This is a genomic window from Bacteroides sp. 3_2_5 (assembly GCF_000159855.2).
Lineage (GTDB): Bacteria > Bacteroidota > Bacteroidia > Bacteroidales > Bacteroidaceae > Bacteroides > Bacteroides fragilis.
Window position 1 is genome coordinate 972,185 of the sequence record NZ_JH636044.1, and the last position, 22,767, is coordinate 994,951.

20 protein-coding genes and 3 pseudogenes are annotated in these 22,767 nt (G+C 40.8%); 17 read left to right on the top strand and 6 right to left on the bottom strand.

All coding sequences use genetic code 11. The features are described 5' to 3' along the window. Positions 1-18: 18 nt before the first annotated feature. Together BSHG_RS13885 and meaB are read left to right on the top strand one after the other, a co-directional pair. A complete protein-coding gene (locus tag BSHG_RS13885; protein ID WP_005796193.1) occupies positions 19-1,107 on the top strand; it encodes a DUF1573 domain-containing protein in 1,089 nt (362 codons plus the stop codon). Between the two features lie 8 nt (positions 1,108-1,115). Beyond that, complete coding sequence (gene meaB, locus BSHG_RS13880; protein WP_005784891.1) at positions 1,116-2,207, top strand: methylmalonyl Co-A mutase-associated GTPase MeaB; 1,092 nt, start codon at positions 1,116-1,118, stop codon at positions 2,205-2,207. A gap of 31 nt (positions 2,208-2,238) precedes the next feature. On the opposite strand, the gene BSHG_RS13875 is transcribed toward meaB, so the two are convergent. Further along, positions 2,239-3,147, bottom strand: a complete 909-nt coding sequence (locus BSHG_RS13875) for a DMT family transporter (protein ID WP_005784893.1) — start codon at positions 3,145-3,147, stop codon at positions 2,239-2,241. A gap of 93 nt (positions 3,148-3,240) precedes the next feature. Between BSHG_RS13875 and BSHG_RS13870 the strand changes: the two genes are divergently transcribed. The 4 genes from BSHG_RS13870 to BSHG_RS13855 are packed head-to-tail and all read left to right on the top strand — an operon-like array spanning position 3,241 to position 7,260. Continuing rightward, on the top strand, positions 3,241-4,068 hold the full coding sequence (locus tag BSHG_RS13870; RefSeq protein WP_005784896.1) for an AAA family ATPase: 828 nt from the start codon (positions 3,241-3,243) through the stop codon (positions 4,066-4,068). A 21-nt stretch (positions 4,069-4,089) separates the two neighbouring features. Continuing rightward, positions 4,090-5,106 carry a DUF4435 domain-containing protein gene (locus BSHG_RS13865; protein ID WP_005801388.1) on the top strand — a complete coding sequence of 339 codons (1,017 nt, stop codon included), beginning with the start codon at positions 4,090-4,092 and terminating at the stop codon, positions 5,104-5,106. Further along, a complete protein-coding gene (locus BSHG_RS13860; protein WP_005784900.1) occupies positions 5,078-6,325 on the top strand; it encodes a mechanosensitive ion channel family protein in 1,248 nt (415 codons plus the stop codon). Before BSHG_RS13865 ends, BSHG_RS13860 begins: the two co-directional genes overlap by 29 nt. A gap of 41 nt (positions 6,326-6,366) precedes the next feature. Then, complete coding sequence (locus BSHG_RS13855) at positions 6,367-7,260, top strand: AraC family transcriptional regulator (RefSeq protein ID WP_005775503.1); 894 nt, start codon at positions 6,367-6,369, stop codon at positions 7,258-7,260. Positions 7,261-7,262: 2 nt separating this feature from the next. Here BSHG_RS13855 and BSHG_RS0220200 read toward each other — a convergent pair. The 5 genes and pseudogenes from BSHG_RS0220200 to BSHG_RS13835 form a co-directional block, all read right to left on the bottom strand. Next, positions 7,263-8,169 (bottom strand): annotated as a pseudogene (locus tag BSHG_RS0220200) (type II toxin-antitoxin system HipA family toxin). Continuing rightward, a complete protein-coding gene (locus BSHG_RS13850; protein WP_005784907.1) occupies positions 8,162-8,491 on the bottom strand; it encodes a HipA N-terminal domain-containing protein in 330 nt (109 codons plus the stop codon). Before BSHG_RS13850 ends, BSHG_RS0220200 begins: the two are co-directional and overlap by 8 nt. Further along, the gene (locus BSHG_RS13845) at positions 8,488-8,700 is read right to left on the bottom strand and encodes a helix-turn-helix transcriptional regulator (protein ID WP_005818358.1); all 213 of its coding nucleotides are present in this window, start codon (positions 8,698-8,700) and stop codon (positions 8,488-8,490) included. The genes BSHG_RS13850 and BSHG_RS13845 overlap by 4 nt, the downstream gene beginning before the upstream one ends. 489 nt (positions 8,701-9,189) lie before the next feature. Beyond that, positions 9,190-10,062 (bottom strand): DUF4373 domain-containing protein, encoded by an 873-nt coding sequence (locus tag BSHG_RS13840; RefSeq protein ID WP_008658587.1) that lies wholly within the window; start codon positions 10,060-10,062, stop codon positions 9,190-9,192. Positions 10,063-10,204: 142 nt separating this feature from the next. Continuing rightward, positions 10,205-10,552 (bottom strand): SH3 beta-barrel fold-containing protein, encoded by a 348-nt coding sequence (locus tag BSHG_RS13835; protein WP_008658588.1) that lies wholly within the window; start codon positions 10,550-10,552, stop codon positions 10,205-10,207. A gap of 1,047 nt (positions 10,553-11,599) precedes the next feature. Here BSHG_RS13835 and upgY point away from each other — a divergent pair. The 11 genes and pseudogenes from upgY to BSHG_RS13790 all read left to right on the top strand — a co-directional run bounded on the left by upgY (position 11,600) and on the right by BSHG_RS13790 (position 22,729). After that, positions 11,600-12,136, top strand: a complete 537-nt coding sequence (gene upgY / locus BSHG_RS13830; protein ID WP_005784914.1) for a capsular polysaccharide transcription antiterminator UpgY — start codon at positions 11,600-11,602, stop codon at positions 12,134-12,136. Between the two features lie 19 nt (positions 12,137-12,155). Continuing rightward, positions 12,156-12,644, top strand: coding sequence for a UpxZ family transcription anti-terminator antagonist (locus tag BSHG_RS13825; RefSeq protein ID WP_008658591.1), 489 nt, complete (start codon positions 12,156-12,158; stop codon positions 12,642-12,644). A 164-nt stretch (positions 12,645-12,808) separates the two neighbouring features. Beyond that, positions 12,809-13,699: a glucose-1-phosphate thymidylyltransferase RfbA gene (rfbA, locus tag BSHG_RS13820; RefSeq protein ID WP_008658594.1), complete on the top strand. Its 891-nt coding sequence runs from the start codon at positions 12,809-12,811 to the stop codon at positions 13,697-13,699. Between the two features lie 317 nt (positions 13,700-14,016). After that, positions 14,017-14,259: pseudogene (locus BSHG_RS23425) on the top strand (IS66 family transposase); the annotation flags it as partial. A gap of 133 nt (positions 14,260-14,392) precedes the next feature. Next, the gene (locus BSHG_RS13815; RefSeq protein ID WP_008658596.1) at positions 14,393-15,730 is read left to right on the top strand and encodes a nucleotide sugar dehydrogenase; all 1,338 of its coding nucleotides are present in this window, start codon (positions 14,393-14,395) and stop codon (positions 15,728-15,730) included. A gap of 4 nt (positions 15,731-15,734) precedes the next feature. Further along, entirely contained in the window at positions 15,735-16,793 is a 1,059-nt protein-coding gene (locus BSHG_RS13810) for an NAD-dependent epimerase/dehydratase family protein (RefSeq protein WP_008658597.1), read from the top strand. A 463-nt stretch (positions 16,794-17,256) separates the two neighbouring features. Further along, positions 17,257-17,781, top strand: coding sequence for a GNAT family N-acetyltransferase (locus tag BSHG_RS13805; RefSeq protein ID WP_005795239.1), 525 nt, complete (start codon positions 17,257-17,259; stop codon positions 17,779-17,781). Next, positions 17,781-18,368, top strand: a complete 588-nt coding sequence (rfbC, locus tag BSHG_RS13800; protein WP_008658604.1) for a dTDP-4-dehydrorhamnose 3,5-epimerase — start codon at positions 17,781-17,783, stop codon at positions 18,366-18,368. Before BSHG_RS13805 ends, rfbC begins: the two co-directional genes overlap by 1 nt. 6 nt (positions 18,369-18,374) lie before the next feature. Then, positions 18,375-19,802: a lipopolysaccharide biosynthesis protein gene (locus BSHG_RS13795; RefSeq protein ID WP_008658606.1), complete on the top strand. Its 1,428-nt coding sequence runs from the start codon at positions 18,375-18,377 to the stop codon at positions 19,800-19,802. Between the two features lie 674 nt (positions 19,803-20,476). Then, positions 20,477-21,466, top strand: a pseudogene (locus BSHG_RS0220210) (DegT/DnrJ/EryC1/StrS family aminotransferase). A 132-nt stretch (positions 21,467-21,598) separates the two neighbouring features. Beyond that, entirely contained in the window at positions 21,599-22,729 is a 1,131-nt protein-coding gene (locus BSHG_RS13790) for a DegT/DnrJ/EryC1/StrS family aminotransferase (protein WP_008658608.1), read from the top strand. The last annotated feature ends 38 nt before the right edge of the window (positions 22,730-22,767 follow it).

The following is a 22,767-nucleotide window of genomic DNA, read 5'->3' on the forward strand; positions in this document are numbered from 1 at the left end:
ATTATAAAACAGAGACGAATGAAACGTAGTTTACTCTTCATATTTACTTTACTTACTATTACTTTATCGGCTGTAGCTCAACCTCGTATCTCTTCTAATAAGGAGACCCATCATTTCGGACAAATCGAATGGAAACGTCCGGTTTCTGTAGAATATACTATTACCAATACAGGTGATAAACCTTTGGTACTGACTAATGTTACCACTTCTTGTGCCTGTTCGGTTGCTAACTGGACGAAAACTCCGATTGCTCCCGGAGAAAAAGGAACAGTTAGTGCTACGTTTGATGCTAAAGCGCTAGGGCATTTCAATAAGTCAATCGGCATTTACAGCAATGCACAGCCCAGTTTGGTTTATCTGAATTTTGACGGGGAGGTGGTTCAGGAAATCAAGGACTTTACTAAAACACATCCTTATGCAATCGGGCAAATCCGGATTGATCGTACAGATATTGATTTTCCGGATGCACACAGTGGAGAGAAACCGGTAATCACATTAGGAGTAGTCAATCTTTCCGATCGTCCATACGAACCTGTATTGATGCACCTTCCGCCTTATCTGAAAATGGAAACTAATCCGACCGTCCTTTTAAAGGGTAAGAAAGGAACCATTACTCTCACACTCGACACCAAACAACTAATGGATTTGGGCTTGACCCAGTCTTCTGTTTATCTGGCTCGTTTTGCCGGTGATAAAGTGGGTGAAGAGAACGAAATACCTGTGTCAGCAGTCCTTCTTCCGGACTTTTCAGGAATGACCGAACAGGATAAGGCGGTCGCTCCTGTTATTCGCCTGTCCGAATCTAAGATTGATTTAAGTCAGGTGCTGGCCAAGAAAAACAAAGCCAGACGAGACATTGTTATCACTAATACAGGTAAATCTCCTCTGCAAATTAGCAAACTGCAAGTGTTTAATCCGGCAGTGGGGGTTGCTTTGAAAAAAACTGTACTGCAACCGGGTGAAAGTACTCGGTTGAGGGTGACTGTTCTGAAAAAGAACCTTGGAAAGAAAAAGAGGCATTTACGTATCCTGATGATCACCAATGATCCGGTGCAACCGAAAGTGGAGATCGATGTAAAAGCTACGAATAACGAATCACATAATTAATATCTGCCATGGAACATCCTGAGAATAACGAAGCGTATAAAGGTTTGGTTGTGAATGCAGGCATTGAACAACCGTCATCTGTAAATCCTTATCTGAAACGGAAGGTAAAGAAGCGTCAATTGTCGGTTAGTGAGTTTGTGGAGGGAATTGTCAAGGGAGATGTGACGATCTTGAGTCAGGCTGTGACTTTGGTAGAAAGTGTGCGTCCTGAACATCAAGCTACTGCCCAGGAAGTTATTGAAAAATGTCTGCCTTATTCCGGAAATTCAATCCGTGTAGGTATCAGTGGTGTACCGGGAGCCGGTAAAAGCACCTCGATTGATGTCTTTGGATTGCACGTTCTCGAAAAGGGAGGTAAGTTAGCGGTTTTAGCCATCGACCCGAGCAGTGAACGCAGCAAAGGAAGTATTTTGGGTGATAAAACCCGTATGGAGCAGCTTTCAGTGCATCCTAAATCATTTATACGTCCCAGCCCTTCCGCCGGTTCTTTGGGAGGAGTAGCCCGTAAAACCCGTGAAACAATCATTCTGTGTGAAGCGGCCGGCTTCGATAAGATATTTGTAGAGACGGTGGGAGTGGGACAGAGTGAAACGGCTGTTCACTCGATGGTCGATTTCTTTCTGTTGATTCAGTTGGCCGGTACGGGAGACGAACTTCAAGGTATTAAACGCGGTATCATGGAAATGGCAGATGGTATTGTGATTAATAAGGCTGATGGTAGCAATATCGATAAAGCCAAGTTGGCCGCTGCTCAGTTCCGTAATGCTTTGCATCTTTTTCCCGCTCCCGATTCCGGATGGACACCGCGTGTACTCACATATTCCGGATTCTACAATCTTGGGGTAAAGGAAATATGGGATATGGTGTATGAGTATATCGATTTTGTGAAAGGTAATGGCTATTTTGAATACCGCCGTAACGAACAAAGTAAATACTGGATGTATGAAAGCATCAATGAACAGTTACGTGACAGTTTCTATCATAATGCCAAGATCGAATCGATGTTACAAGAAAAGGAGCAACAAGTGCTCAGGGGAAATCTAACCTCTTTTGTTGCTGCCAAGAGCCTACTCGATACCTATTTTGAAGATCTGAAATAATGATAAAGGTGTGTCAAAATTCTGTGGTGAGTTATGACACACCTTCCAAATCTGCTTTCGATTTACTTTGAGTCACAAAGTAGACTCCAAGAAATACCAATGCGATCGCAACCCCTTTTTCCCAGCCGAAGCTTCCGATTCCCATTAAAATAGCAGCAATAGAAGCAACAATAGGCTGTACATAATTATACATGCTTACTACTGTAGGGCGCATTAGTTTTTGCGCGGTCATGATGCAGATGTAAGCAATGAAACTTCCACATAGTACCACATAAAGTACTTGATAGATGGCGGCTGTCGAAATGCTGTCCCATTTAATGCTTGCTATATCCTGGTATGAGAAAGGAATATAACAGATGGATGCATAGATAAACATCCACTTATTAATCGTGATGGCCGAATAGCGTTGGGATAACCCTTTGAATACGGTTAAATAGATGGAGAAGCTAAGTTGCGCAATCATGCAAAGTAAATCTCCCCAAATGCTTCCTCCTCCTGCACTTACTGCCTGACTGCTTAGAATTAAGATTAACGCTCCCATTGCTCCGATAAAGATGCCCAAAACCTTTTTGTTGGTAACCGGTTCTTTCAGATAGATAGCTGCCACAATCATGGTGATGATAGGTGAAGTTGTTGTTACGATAGATGCGTCTATCGGAGAAGTGAGAGACAATCCGAATATAAATATCCCCTGATTGAAAACAAGGGCAAACAGAGAAGCAAAAAAAATCTTCACCATGTCACGGTGTCCTACCTGCTCTTGTTTGCAGAAAGCGGAAAGTATCCAGAAAGCTGCTGCGGCACCTACCATGCGGAAGGTGGTTACCGAAAGCGCTGAGAACTCTGCCAATGCCGATTTACCGATGGGGGACATCAGCCCCCACATCACGTTGGCTGTAAATGCCAATGCGTGTCCTTTCAGATTCTTATCAATCTCCATACCGAAAATGTTACCTTTATTGAAAACTGATGCAAAAGTAACCAATTTATCGTTTGAATTTTCTATATTTGTTTAATTTAAATGCAACCATTTATGGAACTATCAGCCAATTATATCAAACGAATTGAAATAGACGGATTATGGGACCGTTTCAATATAGTCTGGGACCTTCGTCCGGATGTCAATATACTATCCGGAATCAATGGAGTTGGAAAAACCACTATCCTGAATCGATCGGTCGGGTATCTCGAGCAACTGTCGGGTGAAGTGAAGAGTGATGAAAAAAACGGAGTACATATCTTTTTCGACAATCCCGAAGCTACTTACATTCCTTATGATGTTATCCGTAGTTACGATCGTCCGCTTATTATGGGGGATTTCACAGCCCGTATGGCAGATAAGAATGTAAAGTCCGAACTCGACTGGCAACTCTATCTGTTGCAGCGCCGTTATCTGGATTATCAAGTCAATATAGGCAATAAGATGATCGAGCTGTTGAGCAGCAATAACGAGGAAGAACGTAGTAAAGCAGCCACGCTTTCCATTGCTAAACGTCGTTTTCAAGACATGGTTGACGAACTATTCAGCTATACCCGTAAAAAAATAGACCGTAGACGCAATGATATTGCTTTCTATCAGGATGGTGAACTTCTGTTTCCTTATAAACTTTCTTCCGGTGAAAAGCAGATGTTAGTTATTCTGCTTACTGTACTTGTACAGGATAATGCCCATTGCGTATTGTTCATGGACGAGCCCGAAGCTTCTTTGCATATCGAATGGCAGCAAAAGCTGATATCGATGATCCGTGAACTGAATCCGAATGTGCAGATTATACTAACGACACATTCTCCTGCAGTGATCATGGAAGGATGGCTCGATGCTGTGACCGAAGTAAGTGATATTGCAACCAGCTATAAGTAGCATTTAACTAAAACACGACCTATGGCAATCAGTCTCAAAGACAATCTGACTTCTTCCTATTTCAATGCTGCTCATAAGTTATACTCTAAAAAGGCGCGCCGCCGGATTGTAGCTTATGTTGAGAGTTATGACGATGTAGCTTTCTGGCGTACACTGCTTGAGGAGTTTGAGGACGAAGAACATTATTTTCAGGTGATGCTTCCTTCGGCTACATCTTTGGCTAAAGGCAAGAAAATGGTACTGATGAATACCCTTAATACGGCCGAGTTAGGCAAAAGTCTGATTGCCTGTGTGGATAGCGATTATGACTTTTTGTTGCAAGGAGCTACTGCTACTTCACGTAAAATTAATCGTAATAGATATATTTTTCAGACCTATGCTTATGCTATTGAAAACTATCATTGTTATGCCGATAGCTTGCATGAGGTCTGTGTGCAAGCCACTTTGAACGACAGACACCTGATTGACTTCAATGAGTTTATGAAACGATACTCTCAGATTGCTTATCCGCTTTTCCTGTGGTCTGTCTGGTTTTATCGTCGTCATGATACTTATACGTTTACTATGAGTGAATTTAATGCCTGTGTTCGTTTGCACGATGTTAGCTTGAGGCATCCGGAACGTTCTTTGGAGGCAGTGAGGCGTTCGGTAACGTCTAAACTTTCTGAGTTATCCACGCGTTTTCCACAAGGTATCGAAGAGGTCGATAAGTTATCGGTCGAATTAAAAGAACTTGGAGTGCTTCCTGATACAACATATCTGTTTATTCAGGGGCATCACATCATGGACAATGTCGTGATGAAAGTATTGACTCCCGTTTGTACAGCCCTGCGACGCGAACGGGAACAAGAAATCAAAAAATTGGCGGAACATGACGAACAATTTCATAATGAACTGACTTGTTATCAAAACAGTCAGGTCAATGTCGAGGTAATGCTTCGCAAAAATAGTGCTTACAAAGATTTATACCTTTATCAATGGTTGAAAGAAGACATAAAAGAGTTTTTATATGGAACAGATAACCGAAAAAATAAATGACTTATTCGTTTCCTGGGGATTTGACTCCAGTGAAGTAGGCCCCATTATGACACTGGTACTGATTATTGGCATTGCCTTTTTAGCCGATCTTATTTGTCGTAACATTCTTTTAAGAGTAGTTGCCAAACTAGTGAAAAAGACCAAAGCAACCTGGGATGATATTGTGTTCGACCGTAAAGTTTTGATTTACCTCAGTCATCTTGTCCCTCCCATCATTATTTATGTGTTGATTCCTTTGGCAATTCCGAATGTAAGTGCCCTCGATTTTATCCGTCGTATCTGCATGATTTATATCATTGCGGTTTTTCTGCGTTTTATCAGTGCATTTCTGTCGGCTGTTTATCATGTATACAGTGAGCGAGAACAGTTTCGTGATCGACCATTGAAAGGTTTGTTGCAAACGGCACAAGTGATACTATTTTTCATTGGAGGAATTGTTGTTATCAGTGTATTGATAGATAAATCTCCGATGGTATTGCTCACCGGGCTTGGTGCTTCGGCTGCCATCCTGATGTTGGTGTTTAAAGACAGTATTATGGGATTTGTGTCCGGCATTCAACTTTCTGCAAATAATATGCTGAAAGTAGGTGACTGGATTGCTATGCCCAAATACGGAGCCGACGGTACGGTGATTGAAGTGACGCTCAATACGGTGAAAGTGCGCAATTGGGACAATACCATCACTACCATCCCTCCCTATCTGCTGGTCAGCGATTCTTTTCAGAATTGGCGGGGTATGCAAGAGTCCGGTGGACGGCGTGTGAAGCGTTCTATCAATATCGATATGAACAGTGTAAGATTCTGTACCCCCGAAATGTTGGCTAAATATAAGAAAATCCAATTGTTGACCGATTATGTGGAGCAGACCGAGCAGGTGGTGAAAGAGTATAATAAAGAACATCACATAGACAACTCTATTTTGGTCAATGGGCGACGTCAGACCAATCTCGGAGTATTCCGTGCCTATCTGACCAACTACTTGAAAAGTCTTCCCGATGTCAATAAGAACCTCACTTGTATGGTACGGTATCTTCAGCCCACCGAACAAGGTATTCCGGTCGAACTTTACTTTTTTTCTGCTGTGAAAGAGTGGGTACCTTACGAAGGAATTCAGGCCGATGTATTCGATCATCTGCTTGCCATTGTTCCGGAATTTGGTTTGCGCGTATTCCAGAATCCTACGGGAGAAGATTTTCGGGAGTGGAATAGAAGAAATTAAAAAAGTGTGTTATATTTGTGGCTAATAATACTATATTAGCTATGAATGCACTACAAAGCAACATTATTCGGGAGATCACTCCGCTGTCCGATAAGGATTGTTTCTACATTGCCGAACGGTATAAAACGGAGTTTACTTATCCCATTCACAATCATGCCGAATTTGAGCTGAACTTTACGGAGAAAGCAGCCGGTGTGCGACGGATCGTCGGTGATTCGGCAGAAGTGATCAGTGATTATGATTTGGTTCTGATTACCGGAAAAGATCTGGAACATGTATGGGAACAACATGATTGTCATTCGAAAGAGATCCGTGAAATAACGATTCAGTTCTCTTCCGATCTTTTCTTCAAAAGTTTTATCAATAAGAATCAGTTCGATTCTATTCGTGATATGCTTGAGAAAGCTCAGAAAGGTCTTTGTTTTCCGATGTCCGCCATCCTGAAAATTTATCCCCTTCTCGATACGCTGGCATCCGAGAAACAGGGGTTTTATGCTGTCATCAAGTTCTTGACCATACTTTATGAACTGTCACTTTTCAATGAAGAGGCCCGTACGTTGTCAAGTTCTTCCTTCGCGAAAATCGGCATTCATTCGGATAGCCGCCGTGTGCAGAAAGTGCAGGAATATATTAATGCCCATTATCAAGAAGAGATCCGCCTGAATCAGCTGGCCGATATGGTAGGAATGACTCCGGTATCTTTCAGTCGCTTCTTTAAATTGCGTACCGGTAAGAATCTTTCGGACTATATCATTGACATTCGTTTGGGGTTTGCTGCCCGCCTGCTGGTTGATTCTACTATGTCTATTGCTGAAATCTGTTATGAATGCGGGTTTAATAATCTTTCTAATTTCAATCGGATCTTCAAGAAAAAGAAAGAATGTTCGCCCAAAGAGTTTCGTGAAAACTACAGGAAGAAAAAGAAACTGGTATAATTTTATGTAGGAATGCCTACCGAAAGATAGGAATCTTTTCTCATTTGGTAATGGAGTAAATATTGTTTCTTTAATTGATTCGGTAAAAATGATTTTTCGACTAAATCTTGTACTTGTTCTGCCTTTTGGCAAAAGCTTATTAGCTCTTTATGAACTCTTTTGGGGGGAATGCCGATGCGGATACCAAATTCTATGAATTCTTTTCCTGTAACCGCACCGTCATTTCCGTTTAACGTATTCTCTTTAAACAAGCCACGTTGTAAAGCAAATACATGATCATCAAAAATATGCAGTCTGGTATTTAGCAAATCATATGCCGGAGCAAGTATAAAATCTCCAGAAGGAGTTTCTAACAAAGAGAAATTTTTAGCATGAGCATCTCCATTTGAAAAAAGGAAGTTGAAAATAACTAATCGAAAGAATTTTAGAACCTCTACAGATGATGCTGAGACGTACTGTTTGATAATATCCGCCATCTCTTCATAACTTAATACATCATATTTGTAGTTGGGACCTTTATTCCCCTTTGATATTCCGGCTAAAGAAGCAAAATCTTCTTTTCTGAATTTTCTTCCATTGGGTGCAATGTCAAAACGTCGTGTGATATAGGCAGGTTCATCATTTTGAAAAAAACAGAGCCCATTGGCTGCTGTAGGAATATTGTAAACTTGCGAGGCTATTTGCATGGTTAAGTGTTCATTGGCTGGACTTATTTTGTTGAGCTCCGGATATAGACATGTGTTTGTTGTTATCCTGAAATTCTTTTTGTTCCGTTTCATTATTGTCCATGCCATTGTATGGCAGTATATGGTTTACCTTTTGGCTATTGAACAGCTCTTTCAATGCAACAGGCGAATAGGTTGAGAATCCCTTTTGTAAAGTAGAAGGACAGCAAGTTAATTCAATCATAGTCGAGAGGTTTTATGGTTACAGCCCCAGCCGTGTCGGTATGTGCTGTAGCTAATAAAATACCAAAATCATCTTTTTCATCAATCTGCAATAATCTTGCCTGAACGATGCGGTTGTGCCCTTCTGACAGCATGTTGGCAAAAAAAGGAAATAGATAATGGGAAGTATATTCCTGTTGTTGTTTTGTCAATGTCAGGCTTATGGAGGGCTTTGATGGATCATTGAAATATTCGTCATCATAGCGAAATTTATATTCGTTAGAAGATAATTCCGTAATAATGCCTACCCGTTCTTTATTCAAGTATACGACTCCTTGTCTCATAGATGTCCCTCCTTATTTTTAATTTTCAGAGAAAGTTCTAATCCTAATACCTCCAATATGGCATAGAGCTTTTGAAAATTAATATTTATTTCTCCATTTTCAATTTTTGTTATAGTATTGATACTGATTTGTGCTAAATCGGCAAGTGTTTGCTGATTTATACCCAACATTTTTCTTCGTTGGCGAATCTGTATTCCAATTTGTTTCATATTCCCAATATATTGTGAATTTGAAACAAAAATACTAAGTATTTGTTTGATAAGCAAGGAAATTCCCAATATATTGTGAATTTGAGCTTTTTGTGGCTTGAGTTATGTACCTTCATCATGAAATTCCCAATATATTGTGAATTTGATTACGGCTATTTGTACTTTTGATTTTAGAATGACAGAGATTTCTTTTTGTTTGTAGAGTGTTTCTCAATTAACATTGTTAACGCCATTTCTCCGTTATTTTATTCTTGTGTGCAAATAACAAGCCTTTTGCATTGAAAACACTTGCTATTTGCATTTAAAGAACAAGCTTTAACGTAGCGTTAAAACAAAGCTTTGGGCGAGAGAAATCTTGTGCTTTAAAAACACTGTGTTTTAGTTCGTTAAGCACACTTTTTACTTCTTTGTTTCGCTGAATCCCTTTCTGGTCAAAAGCCTGTATATTTGCTTTTTTGTCAACTACAAATAGGGGACTGACACTCTCTGCTACCTTCTTTTCGTCTTGTTTAGCGCCGCTATCAGGTATCTTCCTTTGGCTCCGATGTCGCTCCAGCAAGTGTTGGCAATCAGTTTCCATACCGTCGTTCCCTTCCTCCCATAGTCCGACAGCCTGAGTATGGAGTTTACTTCCCCGGTGTCGGTAATGCTCAATCTCTTTAGCGTGTCCATCAGTCCCGAGTAATTGTGCGTCATTGTATTGAAGGCGTATCCCGGTATCGGGAGATAAGCAGAATCCCCCTTCCGCTCTTCTTCCTCCCCTTTGGGGGGAGCTGAGGGGGGAAATTCTTTATTTTCCTCTGCTTTCTTTTCTTTTACTTTACTTTGTCCGGAATTGCATGCATTTTTTGCGTCAACGACTACATGATGTACTACATTTTTCGGGTTAACAGGTGTTTTTTCCTTTTTGAACAGCTCTGGTTGCTGAATTTCTTGTAGTGCCGGGGGAGTGTCGGCTTTTCCATTTTCTTTTTCCGGTTTCACCATCAGGTAAGGGAGCTCCGACAACTCTCTTTTCCTTCGCTTTGTCGCTTCCATCCATACTTTCTGTATACTTTCCGAAGTCAGTATTCCGTTTTCCTGATAACTGTTTCTGTCCAGTATTCCTTTGGTGAACAGAATCTCGATGATCCCCTGCACCTCTTCTGCCTGCACCTCTCTTCCTGCTTTGTTTGCGAAAATCAGGCATTGTTCTTCATCCCATCGTATGTAGTATCCCTCCTTGTAAATCTTACACATCAGTTTCAGCACAATTGCCGACCCTTTTATTCCATATTTTGCTTCTATCACTTCCATTGCGTTCTCTTCCATGAAGTTTACGCCCACCGGAAAATAATTGATCCCGTCGTATGCTATTGCCATATTTGTTTTTTTAGATTAGTTGTTTGTACTTTCAATAATACATTTACCACAAATTACTCCGGATTTCCAAAGACGTTTTCACTTGATTCCTCAAAGTATAAATAATTCATCCGTGAAAATCCGTGTAATCTGTGGTGGCACCCTATACGATCGGTCTCCACTCCATGAAGTTCTCCACCTGGAATGTCATCCATCGTTGTTCGTCCACATTCCAGTAGACTACTGCGCCTTCTATTTTTGTGGGATCATACTTCTTACGGAACTCCGCTTCGTAGTAAATCAATGTTGCTTTTACCAGTTGGAAACTCCCGTTTTGTTTTCGGTAAGCTACCGTCGCATGTCCATATTGCATATGGTCCAGGAGTGCTTCAAGTCGTTCTGCCATCCATTCGGCGCACGACTCGGTGTATCCTTTCTCGAAGACGATCCGTTTTTTCCATCTCAGTTTCATGGCTTCACTTTGTGACGCCGGGCTTTTCAACTTCTTCATATTATAATGATTTTAAAGTTTATAAATTGTTTGTCGGCCCGAAGGTAGAGTGTTTGCCGATTAGGTTGGAGTATAATAATTCATGGTGTGTTTTCTTGTCTATTTTATGCCAATGGATTTATCTCGTAGCATTTCGTTCCAGATGGTGTTTGTTTCCTTTAGAATAGTGCTGAACTTCAATGGAATGAATATTCCATTTCGAATATTCCCTAATAGTTTTTTGTCGTCTATATATCGTGCTAATGCAACTTGTGATGTCTCCTTTTTTATACCCATTGCCCCATCTTGATAGAGTGTGATTAGTAGCTTTAAGCATTCGTAGTGTTTCAAAACAATCCCTTGTATGGGTTTCTCCTTTTTTCGTCCTCTGTTTGACTTAAGGTCTCTATTGTCAGAGATTTGCTTGTTGCCCGTTTTGTTTTTTTTGAATTCTTTTTTTTTCTTCTTGTTGTTTGTTTTCGTAGTTCATAATCTTTTTAATTTTAGTGATTTTTATTTGTATAAAATGTTGCAAAGGTATGGACGAAAAATTTAGTAAACTTACAAATATAAGATAAATTGTGGAATTTAATTTCTTTTTAGAGGTAAGCTGTTGGCTTATAGTGAGATAATTTGTTTAAGGAGAGATGTTTCAAAAAACGTTCGTCTATTTGAACGCAAAGATAAGGGGTATTTTCATAATAGCAAAATGTTTAATTAAAAAAAAGATTTGCACTCTTGCCTTTCTACCTTAATATATTAATTTCTAGATAGATATCTATGGATAAAAATCTCTTTTTTATCTGTCTGCTTTTATGTTTCGATAATGAAAAAATGAATACAAAAATAGTGTTCAAATAGACGAACGTTTAAAAACACGTTTTTTTAGTATAATTCGTTTGTTTATAGTTTCTTACCAGATAGGTAATGAGTAACTACAAGAAACCGTGGCAAGAGAGTACAAAGCTTGCCGTATATTACATAAAGTACTCGCAAGTGATTGAATTTCAAGTGTATGTAAGAAGTTCAAAGCCCCGGGAGAATGTCCTTTTATGAAATAATCGTATAATGGAAGTGGAAAAAGAGACCGAAATATGGTTCGCTATGCGTGCCACTTATCGTCGAGAGACTGACGCTATGCGGTTGCTTGCGAAAGAGAACTTGGGCTGTTTTGTTCCTATGCAATATAAGATAAGTATAAAGAAAGGGAAAAAAGTCCGTGTTTTGGTTCCTATCATTCACAATCTGATTTTTATTCATGCTTGTCCTTCCGAAGTGAAGCGTGTCAAGTCTATGGTTGCTTATTTGCAATATATCACCGATACCCGTAGCGGCAAGAAGATCATTATCCCCGACAATGAAATGCAGCGTTTCATTGCTGTAGCCGGTACTTACAGTGACCATCTTTTATACTTTCAACCCGATGAACTCAACTTGTCCAAAGGAACCAAAGTCCGTATTACAGGTGGTGACTTCGAGGGCCAAGAAGGTGTTTTCCTGAAAGTGAAAGGTGCCCGGGATCGTCGCGTAGTCATTGCTATACAAGGTGTCATAGCCGTTGCCATGGCCACTATTCACCCTGATCTTATAGAAGTAATCAAATAATTCATAATTCAAATTTATTATGACTCTTTCCGAAGAAGTAGCTTCCCTTCAGCGTGCCGCGCACGACCTGATGTATTTGGGCATGGACGGGAGTCCCATTTACAGCGATGACTTGTCCCGCCGCAACAATGAAGTTTACCGCTTGACCACAACATTGTATAATTCCGGTGTCCAAGGTTCCACGGTTGAAGAACAGGCCTCTGTCTGTCTCGCTCTCCTAATGGGTTACAACGCATCGTTCATCGACCACGGAGAAAAGCGCGAACATGTCCAGAAGATATTAGATCGTTGCTGGGATATCCTCGATACTCTTCCCGCTTCACTATTGAAGCTTCGTCTGCTTACCGCCTGCTATGGTGAGGTATTCGACGAGCCTTTGGCTGACGAAGCCCGTGCAATCATCGCTTCTTGGGATTCGGTGTCACTTACTAGTGAACAGCAAGAGGCTATCAACGAGTTTCAGACTGTGGTGGATAATCCTTATCCGTGGGAGTATGTTGAAGAATAAATTTGGATGAACGAAAGATAATGATTTTTAAGTAAGATACTTATCTGTAAGCACTCAAATTAGGGCTCAAAAATGATATATATCTTTGCTGCCAATCGACAACCAACTGTTATGGCTGTATGCCAATAGTTAAAAATCAATCGAATTCCCTTTAAGTTTTAATTATGAAAGGTATTGTTTTGGCCGGTGGTTCCGGCACTCGCTTATATCCGATTACCAAAGGAGTCAGTAAGCAGTTACTTCCGATATTCGATAAACCGATGATCTATTATCCTATCTCTGTACTCATGTTGGCAGGGATTCGTGAGATTTTAATTATCTCCACTCCTTATGATTTACCCGGCTTTCAACGTTTGCTGGGTGACGGTTCTGATTATGGAGTGCGATTTGAATATGCGGAACAACCTTCTCCTGATGGTTTAGCACAAGCTTTTATTATTGGTGAGAAATTTATCGGTGATGATTCAGTATGTTTGGTTTTGGGTGATAATATTTTTCATGGTAATGGCTTTTCGGCTATGTTAAAAGAGGCAGTCCGTGTTGCTGATGAAAAGCAAAAAGCCACTGTGTTTGGTTATTGGGTGAATGATCCGGAACGTTATGGGGTTGCGGAGTTTGATAAAAGAGGTAATTGTCTTTCCATTGAAGAAAAGCCGAAAGTGCCTAAAAGCAATTATGCCGTTGTTGGACTTTATTTTTATCCTAATAAGGTTGTGGAAGTTGCTAAGAACATAAAACCTTCTGCCCGTGGTGAGTTGGAAATAACAACTGTCAATCAACATTTTCTCAATGATAAAGAGTTGAAGGTGCAGACTTTGGGACGTGGCTTTGCTTGGCTGGATACAGGTACGCACGACTCTTTGAGTGAAGCAAGTACCTTTATCGAAGTGATTGAGAAACGTCAAGGGTTGAAAATAGCATGTTTGGAAGGCATTGCACTTCGTCAAGGGTGGATTAATTCTGATAAAATGAAGAAATTGGCTCAGCCTATGTCGAAAAACCAATATGGGCAGTACCTTTTAAAAGTAATTGATGAATTAGCTGCTGACCAATAATGAATATAATAGAAGCCGTCATAAAGGGTGTTGTGATTATTGAACCTCACTTTTATTGATTCTTAACTCGTTTTGAGTGTCAAGTAACTACTCATCTATACGAATACGTAAGTAAGGGTACGATTTATCGATTGGCCTATCGGACCAATGCTAAAACGGCATCCTAACGTGAATATTGATTCTTTTTTGCCGTATAGGTGACTGAATGTATCGCCATAAAGTCCTTGGCGTCTTTGTCGCTACGGAAGCCACCGCTTCTTTTTTGTTTTACCTTTAAGATTCTGATTCCACATTCCACCAGATTATCAAGAAGTTTGGATAACGAAGTTGAGCGAACCATTCGAAAGCTGACTACTCAACGAAACAGTTCGCTTCATTACGATAGTGACGCAGGAGCTGAAATGGCTGCAACTTATCATAGTGTGATTGGAATAGTGAAGCTTCATGGTATTTCTATTTGTAATTTCATCGAAATTATTTTCAAAAATATCTTTAACGGGTGCAGGGATTATGTTTACATGGTCCTTGACAAAATCGCTTTGGCTACATGCCAATGTTAAATTTAAAACCAATTAATTAACAAAACTCTGTTTAGGGCACACTTGTGTGCCCTTTCAAAGGGGGATGCCCTAAATTGAATGCTTACAGTTGTTGTAACACCAACTAATTAATTGTGAAAAAAATCAATATGATATGCAAGAATACAAAGATTTGAAAATCGCCGTTGCCGGTACAGGCTATGTCGGTCTCAGTATGGCAGTACTATTGTCACAACATCATAATGTGGTGGCTGTGGATGTGATACCCGAAAAGGTAGAGAAGATAAACCGTCGTGTGTCACCGATACAGGATGAGTATATCGAAAAATACTTTGCGGAAAAGGATTTGAAATTGACCGCAACCCTTGACGGGAAAGCAGCCTATAAGGATGTGGATTTTGTTATCATAGCTGCCCCCACTAACTACGATCCTGTCAAGAATTTCTTCGATACTCATCATATTGAGGATGTAATAGACTTGGTGTTGGAGGTGAACCCTGATGCCATTATGGTTATCAAGAGCACTATTCCTGTTGGGTATACACGGTCGCTTTATAAGAAATATGCCCATCTGTTTCAGTTGGAACCAGAATTGAAAGGTAAGCATTTCAACCTGCTCTTCTCGCCTGAGTTCCTTCGCGAAAGCAAGGCACTCTACGACAACCTCTATCCCAGTCGTATCATCGTAGGCTATCCAAAGATCATCGATGGAAAAGAGTTCGATGAGGAGAATACAGCCATTAAATCTATCGGCAATTCCGATGCAGAGGAATATGCGAAGATATTTGCAAAACTTTTGCAAGAGGGAGCGATAAAGGAAGAAATTGATACCTTGTTCATGGGTATGAAGGAGGCAGAAGCTGTGAAGCTATTTGCCAACACCTACCTTGCCCTGCGTGTCAGCTACTTCAACGAATTGGACACTTACGCTGAAATGAAGGGCTTGGATTCACAAGCCATTATCAGCGGTGTGGGGCTTGATCCACGTATTGGTACGCACTACAATAATCCCAGCTTCGGCTATGGCGGCTACTGCCTACCAAAAGACACAAAGCAGTTGTTGGCCAACTATGCAGATGTTCCCCAGAACATGATGTCTGCCATTGTGGAATCAAATAGAACCCGTAAAGACTTCATTGCCAACCAAGTGCTGAACAAGGCCGGCTATTACCATGAAAGTGCGAATTGGGAAGCTGAAAAGGAGAAGGTGGTGGTTATTGGCGTGTATCGCTTGACGATGAAGTCCAACTCCGATAACTTCCGTCAGTCGGCCATTCAGGGCATCATGAAGCGCATCAAAGCCAAAGGGGCCACGACCATTATCTACGAGCCCACCCTGGTGGACGGGGAATCTTTCTTCGGTAGTAAGGTAGTCAACGACCTTGATGCCTTCAAGCGGCAGTCGCAAGCCATCATTGCCAACCGCTACGATGCGTGCCTGGACGATGTGAGGGAGAAAGTGTATACGCGTGACATTTTTAAAAGGGATTAGTTTCATGTTGGAATACAATATAGATTTGAAAGGCAAGACTATTCTTGTCACAGGTGCCGCAGGTTTCATCGGCAGCAATCTGGTGAAACGGTTACTAACAGACTTTGACAATATCAAAGTTATCGGCATCGACTCTATTACTGATTACTACGACGTCAATCTCAAATACGAACGTCTGACGGAAATAGACAGTCTGTCTAAGGATTGGACGTTCCTCAAAGGCAGCATCGCCGACAAAGCACTCATTGAGAACGTTTTCACCGAAAACAAAATAGATGTAGTAGTCAACCTCGCCGCACAGGCAGGTGTACGTTACAGCATTACTAACCCCGGCAGCTATATCGAGAGCAACCTCATCGGTTTCTACAACATATTGGAAGTCTGCCGTCACCATGAGGTAGCACATTTGGTCTATGCCAGCAGTTCCTCTGTCTATGGTAGCAACAAGAAGATACCCTATTCCACCGATGATAAGGTGGACAATCCTGTCAGCCTCTATGCCGCCACCAAGAAAAGTAACGAACTGATGGCGCACGCTTACAGCAAACTATATAATATCCCATCTACAGGTCTTCGTTTTTTCACTGTCTATGGTCCTGCCGGTCGTCCAGACATGGCATACTTCGGTTTCACGAACAAACTCGTGAAAGGCGAGACCATTAAAATATTCAACTACGGCAACTGCAAGCGTGACTTCACCTACGTTGATGATATAGTAGAAGGAGTAGTCAGAGTGATGCGACACGCTCCTGAAAGACGAACAGGTGAGGACGGTCTGCCCGTTCCTCCCTATATCATATATAATATAGGCAATAACCAACCCGAGAACCTGTTGGATTTTGTCACCATCCTGCAAGAAGAACTCGTTCGCGCTGGTGTGCTTCCAGCTGAATACGACTTTGAGGCACACAAAGAACTCGTCCCTATGCAGCCCGGTGATGTTCCTGTCACTTACGCAGACACAACACCCTTGGTGCAAGATTTCGACTTCAAACCATCGACCCCTTTGCGTGAAGGACTGTGTAAGTTTGCGGAGTGGTACAATGGGTATTATAACAAATGAATGTAAAGTTAAAATGTTCTTATTTTTTTAGTTCTTGACGGTTTGTTTCATAATAGTTTAGAGAAATTTTGAGGAGAAATGGACGCTTAGTGTGTCACGAGAATTATAATATAAATCTATATATGGATATAATTTGTAACTTTAAAAGAGATGAAGGTAGGTCTTCCACATTCGGTGTGCAGGCATTGATTGCAAACCACTTTGTGCTGCCTTTCAAGACTCATCAAAACCAAGATGTTAAGCAAATTTTGGGATAAGGACTGATAAATCAAGTGTCTATCTCTATGCCCCATGATAAAAACAAAACACGATGAATCAATCTATCAAATAACTCCAATGGTAATCGCAAATTTTGCGAGAAGACTTAAAAAAATGGAAGCATAGCATTTGTGCAGTTGATAAAGTACTCCTATTGAGGACAAGTGTCATCGTTCTTTTGAAGATGAAATATGATAATTGAAATATGAAAATAGTATTAAGACCAATCACATTGCAAGATGGAGTTCATCTTGTAAAGTGGCGTAATGATGAAAGAGTGATTAACCATTGTCTCAGTCGAGCAACAATTACTGAAGAATCAAATAAAGAGTTCTACGAGAATTTTGTGAAAACTGGCAAATATAAGCAGTTCATGGTGGAACGCTTGAATGAGGATTTCCCTATCGTAGCATACCCTATTGCAACTGTATATCTGAAGGATATGGACTACGCCAACAAGCGTTGTGAGCTGTGTATTTTCACCAGTACAGATACAGAGTGGACACCAGATAGCCAGAGTATGGCTATTCGTATGCTTGTTGATAAAGCTTTCACGGAATATGGTATGCATAAGGTGTATTCGTACGTATTCTATAAGTATCCCGACGAAGTAGAATTGCTTAAGAACGCAGGATTCTCTGCAGAAGCTATTCTTAAAGATGAGGCTCTCAATGCCGAAGGGAAGTATGAAGACATCGTTAGATTAAGTATTATTAATACTGAAAAGTAATGAACGTAATCAAAACTACCATTGAAGGCGTAGTTGTCATTGAACCCAAAGTGTTTAAGGATTCAAGAGGATATTTCGTCGAATCCTTCTCACAACGAGAGTTTGATGAAAAAGTTGCTATACCCCAATATGGTAAACCAATACTATTCGTACAGGACAACGAAAGTATGTCCAGCTATGGGGTAATGAGAGGCCTTCATTTTCAGTTACCTCCGTTCACTCAATCTAAATTAGTCCGTTGTGTCAGAGGTAAAGTTCTTGACGTAGCTGTTGACATCCGCAAAGGCTCACCCACCTACGGACATCACGTTGCTGTGGAGCTGACGGAAGATAATCATCGCCAGTTATTTGTACCAAGAGGCTTTGCGCATGGCTTTGCTGTTCTCAGTGAAACCGCTGTCTTCCAGTATAAATGCGATAACTTCTATGCACCACAGGCAGATGGAGGCATCTCCATTAAGGACGAGAGCCTTGGTATTGATTGGTGTATACCGATGGACAAAGTAATTCTATCCGAGAAAGACACACAACACGAATGTTTAAAAGACTTTACCCCCCCCTTTGATATTGAGGTTTCTTTGTATTAATGATATATGGCAAAGGCTAATGGAATAATAGGTTCATTATTGTGGAAATCAGGTGAACGGATAATGGTGCAAGGAATAGGTTTGTTGGTTCAGATAATCCTCGCCCGTCTCCTTATGCCTGAAGATTTTGCGAGCCTTGCGATTATTACCGCTATAGTTAACTATCTTGGTATCTTTGTGCAATGTGGTCTGTCAGCCGCAGTCGTCCAGAAGAAAGACCTATCAGAGATAGATGTATCCACATTGACTACGCTTAGTCTTTTGGTGGCATTAATTCTGTATGTAGGCTTGTTTCTTATGGCACCCGTGATTAATTCGTGGTACAATATGGAAGAACTTGTGTGGCCAATCAGAGTAATGGGTATAGCATTGTTCTTATACTCCTTCAATTCCATACAGAGCGGATTATTGCAGAGAAAAATGATGTTCCAAACTATGTTTGTCCGTAGTTTGCTTGCCACTCCTATATCAGCGGTCATAGGTATAACTATGGCCTATTTAGGGTGTGGAGTATGGGCACTTATTTGTTACGTCTTGTCGAATATTCTGGCAATAGTCATATTTATGAATATGCTTCCAGAAATACGTTTGAGGCTTGGATTCTCAAAACAAAGCGCAAAAGCATTGTACTCTTTCAGCCTTAAGATATTAGGAACTAATCTTGTAAGTGCAGGAGGCGACACTATCCGTACGATGACCATAGGAAAGGTTTACAAGCCTGCTACACTTGCGTATTATGACCGGGCATATACTTACTCTGGTCTTGTTACTCAAGTAGTAAATACTTCAATATCATCAGTCCTATTGCCTGTCTTTTCCAGATCACAAGACGATAAAAGTCACATTAAGGAGATGGCTCGCCGTTCCGTCAGTATGTCGGCATTTGTGATGATACCTGTTCTGCTTCTTGTGGCGCTTGTATCAAAGCCATTGATTTTAATTGTCCTAACAGATAAATGGCTACCGTGTGCCCCATTCTTAAGTCTGTTCTGTTTGCTTAGAATTCCAGGTATCATAACATCTGTAGATAAACAAGTGTATCTCTCTTTATGGAAAAGCCAGATAGGGTTGTATTATGAGATGATTCTTTTGGCAATCAACTTACTATCCCTCGTCTTGATGATTCCATACGGAGTGTTCGCTATTGCAATAGGCTATGTTGTAGTCGAGTTTGCTGGCAATTTTATGCTATGTGTTATCAGTGATAAAGTCTATAACTACTCTTTGATTGAGAGAACTAAAGATTTGATTAAACCCGTTTTCTCTTCCATAATAATGTTAGCTTGTGGCTATCTTCTGTCTCTCATAGAACTCCCTCTGTGGATGACTTTGATATGTCAAGTATTGGTATGTTCAGTTATATATCTGTTCATGCAATACATCCTAAGAGATAGCAGTTTAGCATTTATTATAAACAAGTTCAGAAAGAAATAAAATAGGACAACAAAGACAATCTGGAATAGAACTGTTGCGCTTGTTGGCAATGTTTGGAATGGTATTAAGTCACTGGGGAGGACACGGTTCGTGGAAACTAACACCAGACAATACGAATCTTATCAACAAAGTTTTCATTCAGCTACGCAATATTTTGGAGAGGTAGGCAATTGCATATTTGTGATGATTACGGGATTCTTTTTGGCCTCCATTTCATTGGAAGGTTTGCAATCCTGCCGATTATAGGCTCATTAGGCTTGTTCTTGTTCTTCAGCAAGATGAATATCACATCTACTATTATCAACTTACTTGCTCAAAGTGCGTTTGTAGTATATTTGATTTCAGAAAATCCAAATGTCTATCCATGGTTTTGGAAACGAGTGTTTGACAATATCGATTATTTCAACACTCCTTATATGATTGGAGTAGCACTCCTGCAATGTACCATTGTATTCGTTACCTGTATTACCATAGATGTGTTGTACAAGAGATTACAGAAATTGATTGAATTTCGACATCGATAAAGATTTTAAGATGTTCAAAGTCAATACATAGATATATGTAAATATTAAATTTTATTTATTATGATTGACGTTTTTTGCCTACTTTAGGGGGAGGCATTAGCCCGCATCAAAGAGGTTTTCGATTCTAATTGGATTGGAAAAGGTAAACTCATCAACGAGTTTGAGAAGAAATGGGCTGAACACGTCGGTTCGACTGCAAATAGAGTGCTGACAACAAACTGTTGTAGCGAAGGGTTATTCTCTTCTATGCACCTTTGCGACATCAAACCAGGTGATGAGGTCATCCTTCCTACCATCAGTTTTGTCGGAGCTGGCAATGCAGTTTGTGCCAACGGCTCAAAGATGGTTCTTTGTGATGTTGACCCACGCACACTTAATGCTCGTGCTGAAGACATCGAAAAGCGCATTACATCCAAAACAAAAGCAATACTTCTTCTTCACTTCGGAGGCATTGCCTGCGGGATGGACGAGATTATGGCATTGGCTGATGCCCACAATCTGAAGGTTATAGAGGATTGTGTAGCAGGAGTATGTTCTTCCTACAAAGGAAAGGTATTAGGAACATTCGGAGACATCGGCATGTGGTCATTTGATGCCATGAAAATTCTTGTTTGTGGCGATGGTGCAGCTTTATATTTCAGAGACCCTGAATTACGAGAGCGAGCTGAGAAGTGGCTCTATTTCGGACTTGAAGCCAAAAGCGGATATGAGAACAGTGTAGCTCAGAAGTGGTGGGAGTTGGCCATCAGTTCATTCGGTCATCGTGCCATCATGAATGATGTGACAGCAGCCATGGTTCTTGAGTAATTCAAGAGACTGCCGTCCTTTATGGAAGCACGTTCAAAAGTTCACGAGTTCTATAACGAAAACCTTAAAAATGTCAATTGGTTAGACCTTCCTCTACCTATAGCAGAAGGTTGCACTACGTTATATTATTTCTATCACATTCAGGTTAAGAACGGCAAGCGAGATGAGCTGGCAAAATATCTGCGCGACCGCGGAATTTACACTACTTATCGCTACTTCCCGCTTCACAGAGTCCCAGGCTATGGTGTTCATGTATTTTGTCCTAATGCAGATATGCGGTCGACAACACTCTTTGCATGCCGATGCATCAAAGCCTCTCGCTCGATGACTTAACCTTGATTGTCGATACAATCAAGGAGTTTGGCTCTAAGTATTGTTAATACTTGATGATTTAAAACTCCTTGGATAGTATGAAAAAGTTTATCAACATAAAATTCTTATTATTCAAATCTGGAGTTTTAAATTATGAGTATTCAAGTATTAAAACCAAAGTTCGAGATAGAAGAATGTCTCGAAGCAGTTCGTGAATGCCTTGAAAAAGGCTGGACAGGTATGGGGTTCAAGACCATACAATTTGAGGAAGCATGGAAAGAATATACAGGTCACAAACATGCTTACTATCTTAATTCAAACACTGTAGGTCTTCACCTTGCTGTCAAGATTCTCAAGATGCAGAATGGTTGGGCGGACGGAGATGAGATTATCACTACGCCTATCACCTTTATCTCCACCAATCATGCAATTATGTATGAGAACCTTCATCCCACATTTGCCGATGTAGATGACTATCTCTGTCTTGATCCTGTAAGCGTTGAGTCGCGAATCAACGACAAGACGCGAGCTGTCATTTTCGTAGGATATGGTGGTCGTGTCGGTCAGTTAGATAAGATTGTTGAAATTTGCAAGAAGTACAACCTCAAGCTCATCCTCGATGCAGCTCACATGTCAGGCACTCGTGTCAATGGCATCACCCCTGGTACTTGGGAAGGAATTGATGTAGCGGTATATTCTTTTCAAGCAGTCAAGAACCTGCCTACAGGCGATAGCGGTATGATTTGTTTCTTGAATGCAGAGTACGATAGACTTGCCCGTCAGCTGGCTTGGTTGGGTATTAATAAAGATACATACGCACGTTCTAACAAGGGAACATACGCTTGGAAGTATGATGTGGATTACGTCGGCTACAAGTATAACGGTAATGCCATTATGGCTGCCATTGCGCTTGTACAGTTGAAATATCTCGATCGTGACAATGCACGTCGTCGTGATATAGTCGAGATGTACGACAATGCATTCGCTAACAATCCAAAGATACAAATAGTTGGAGCTCCTTATCATGAAGAGTGCTCGTACCACATCTATGAAATTGTAGTGCCGGATCGTGAGGCTCTTCTTGGTAAGCTTGCCGAGAATGACATCTACGGAGGTGTGCACTATCGCGACAACATCGAGTACAGTATGTATCGTTATGCAGAAGGAACGTGTCCTAAAGCCCGTGAACTTAGCGAGCATATCATCACGCTTCCTATGCACATGTGGCTAACTGATGAGGATGTACAAAAGATAGCTACTATAGTAAACGTCTTTGTAAAATAACCCAAATGGCAACTGGTAATATAGGTAGTTCCTTTGGA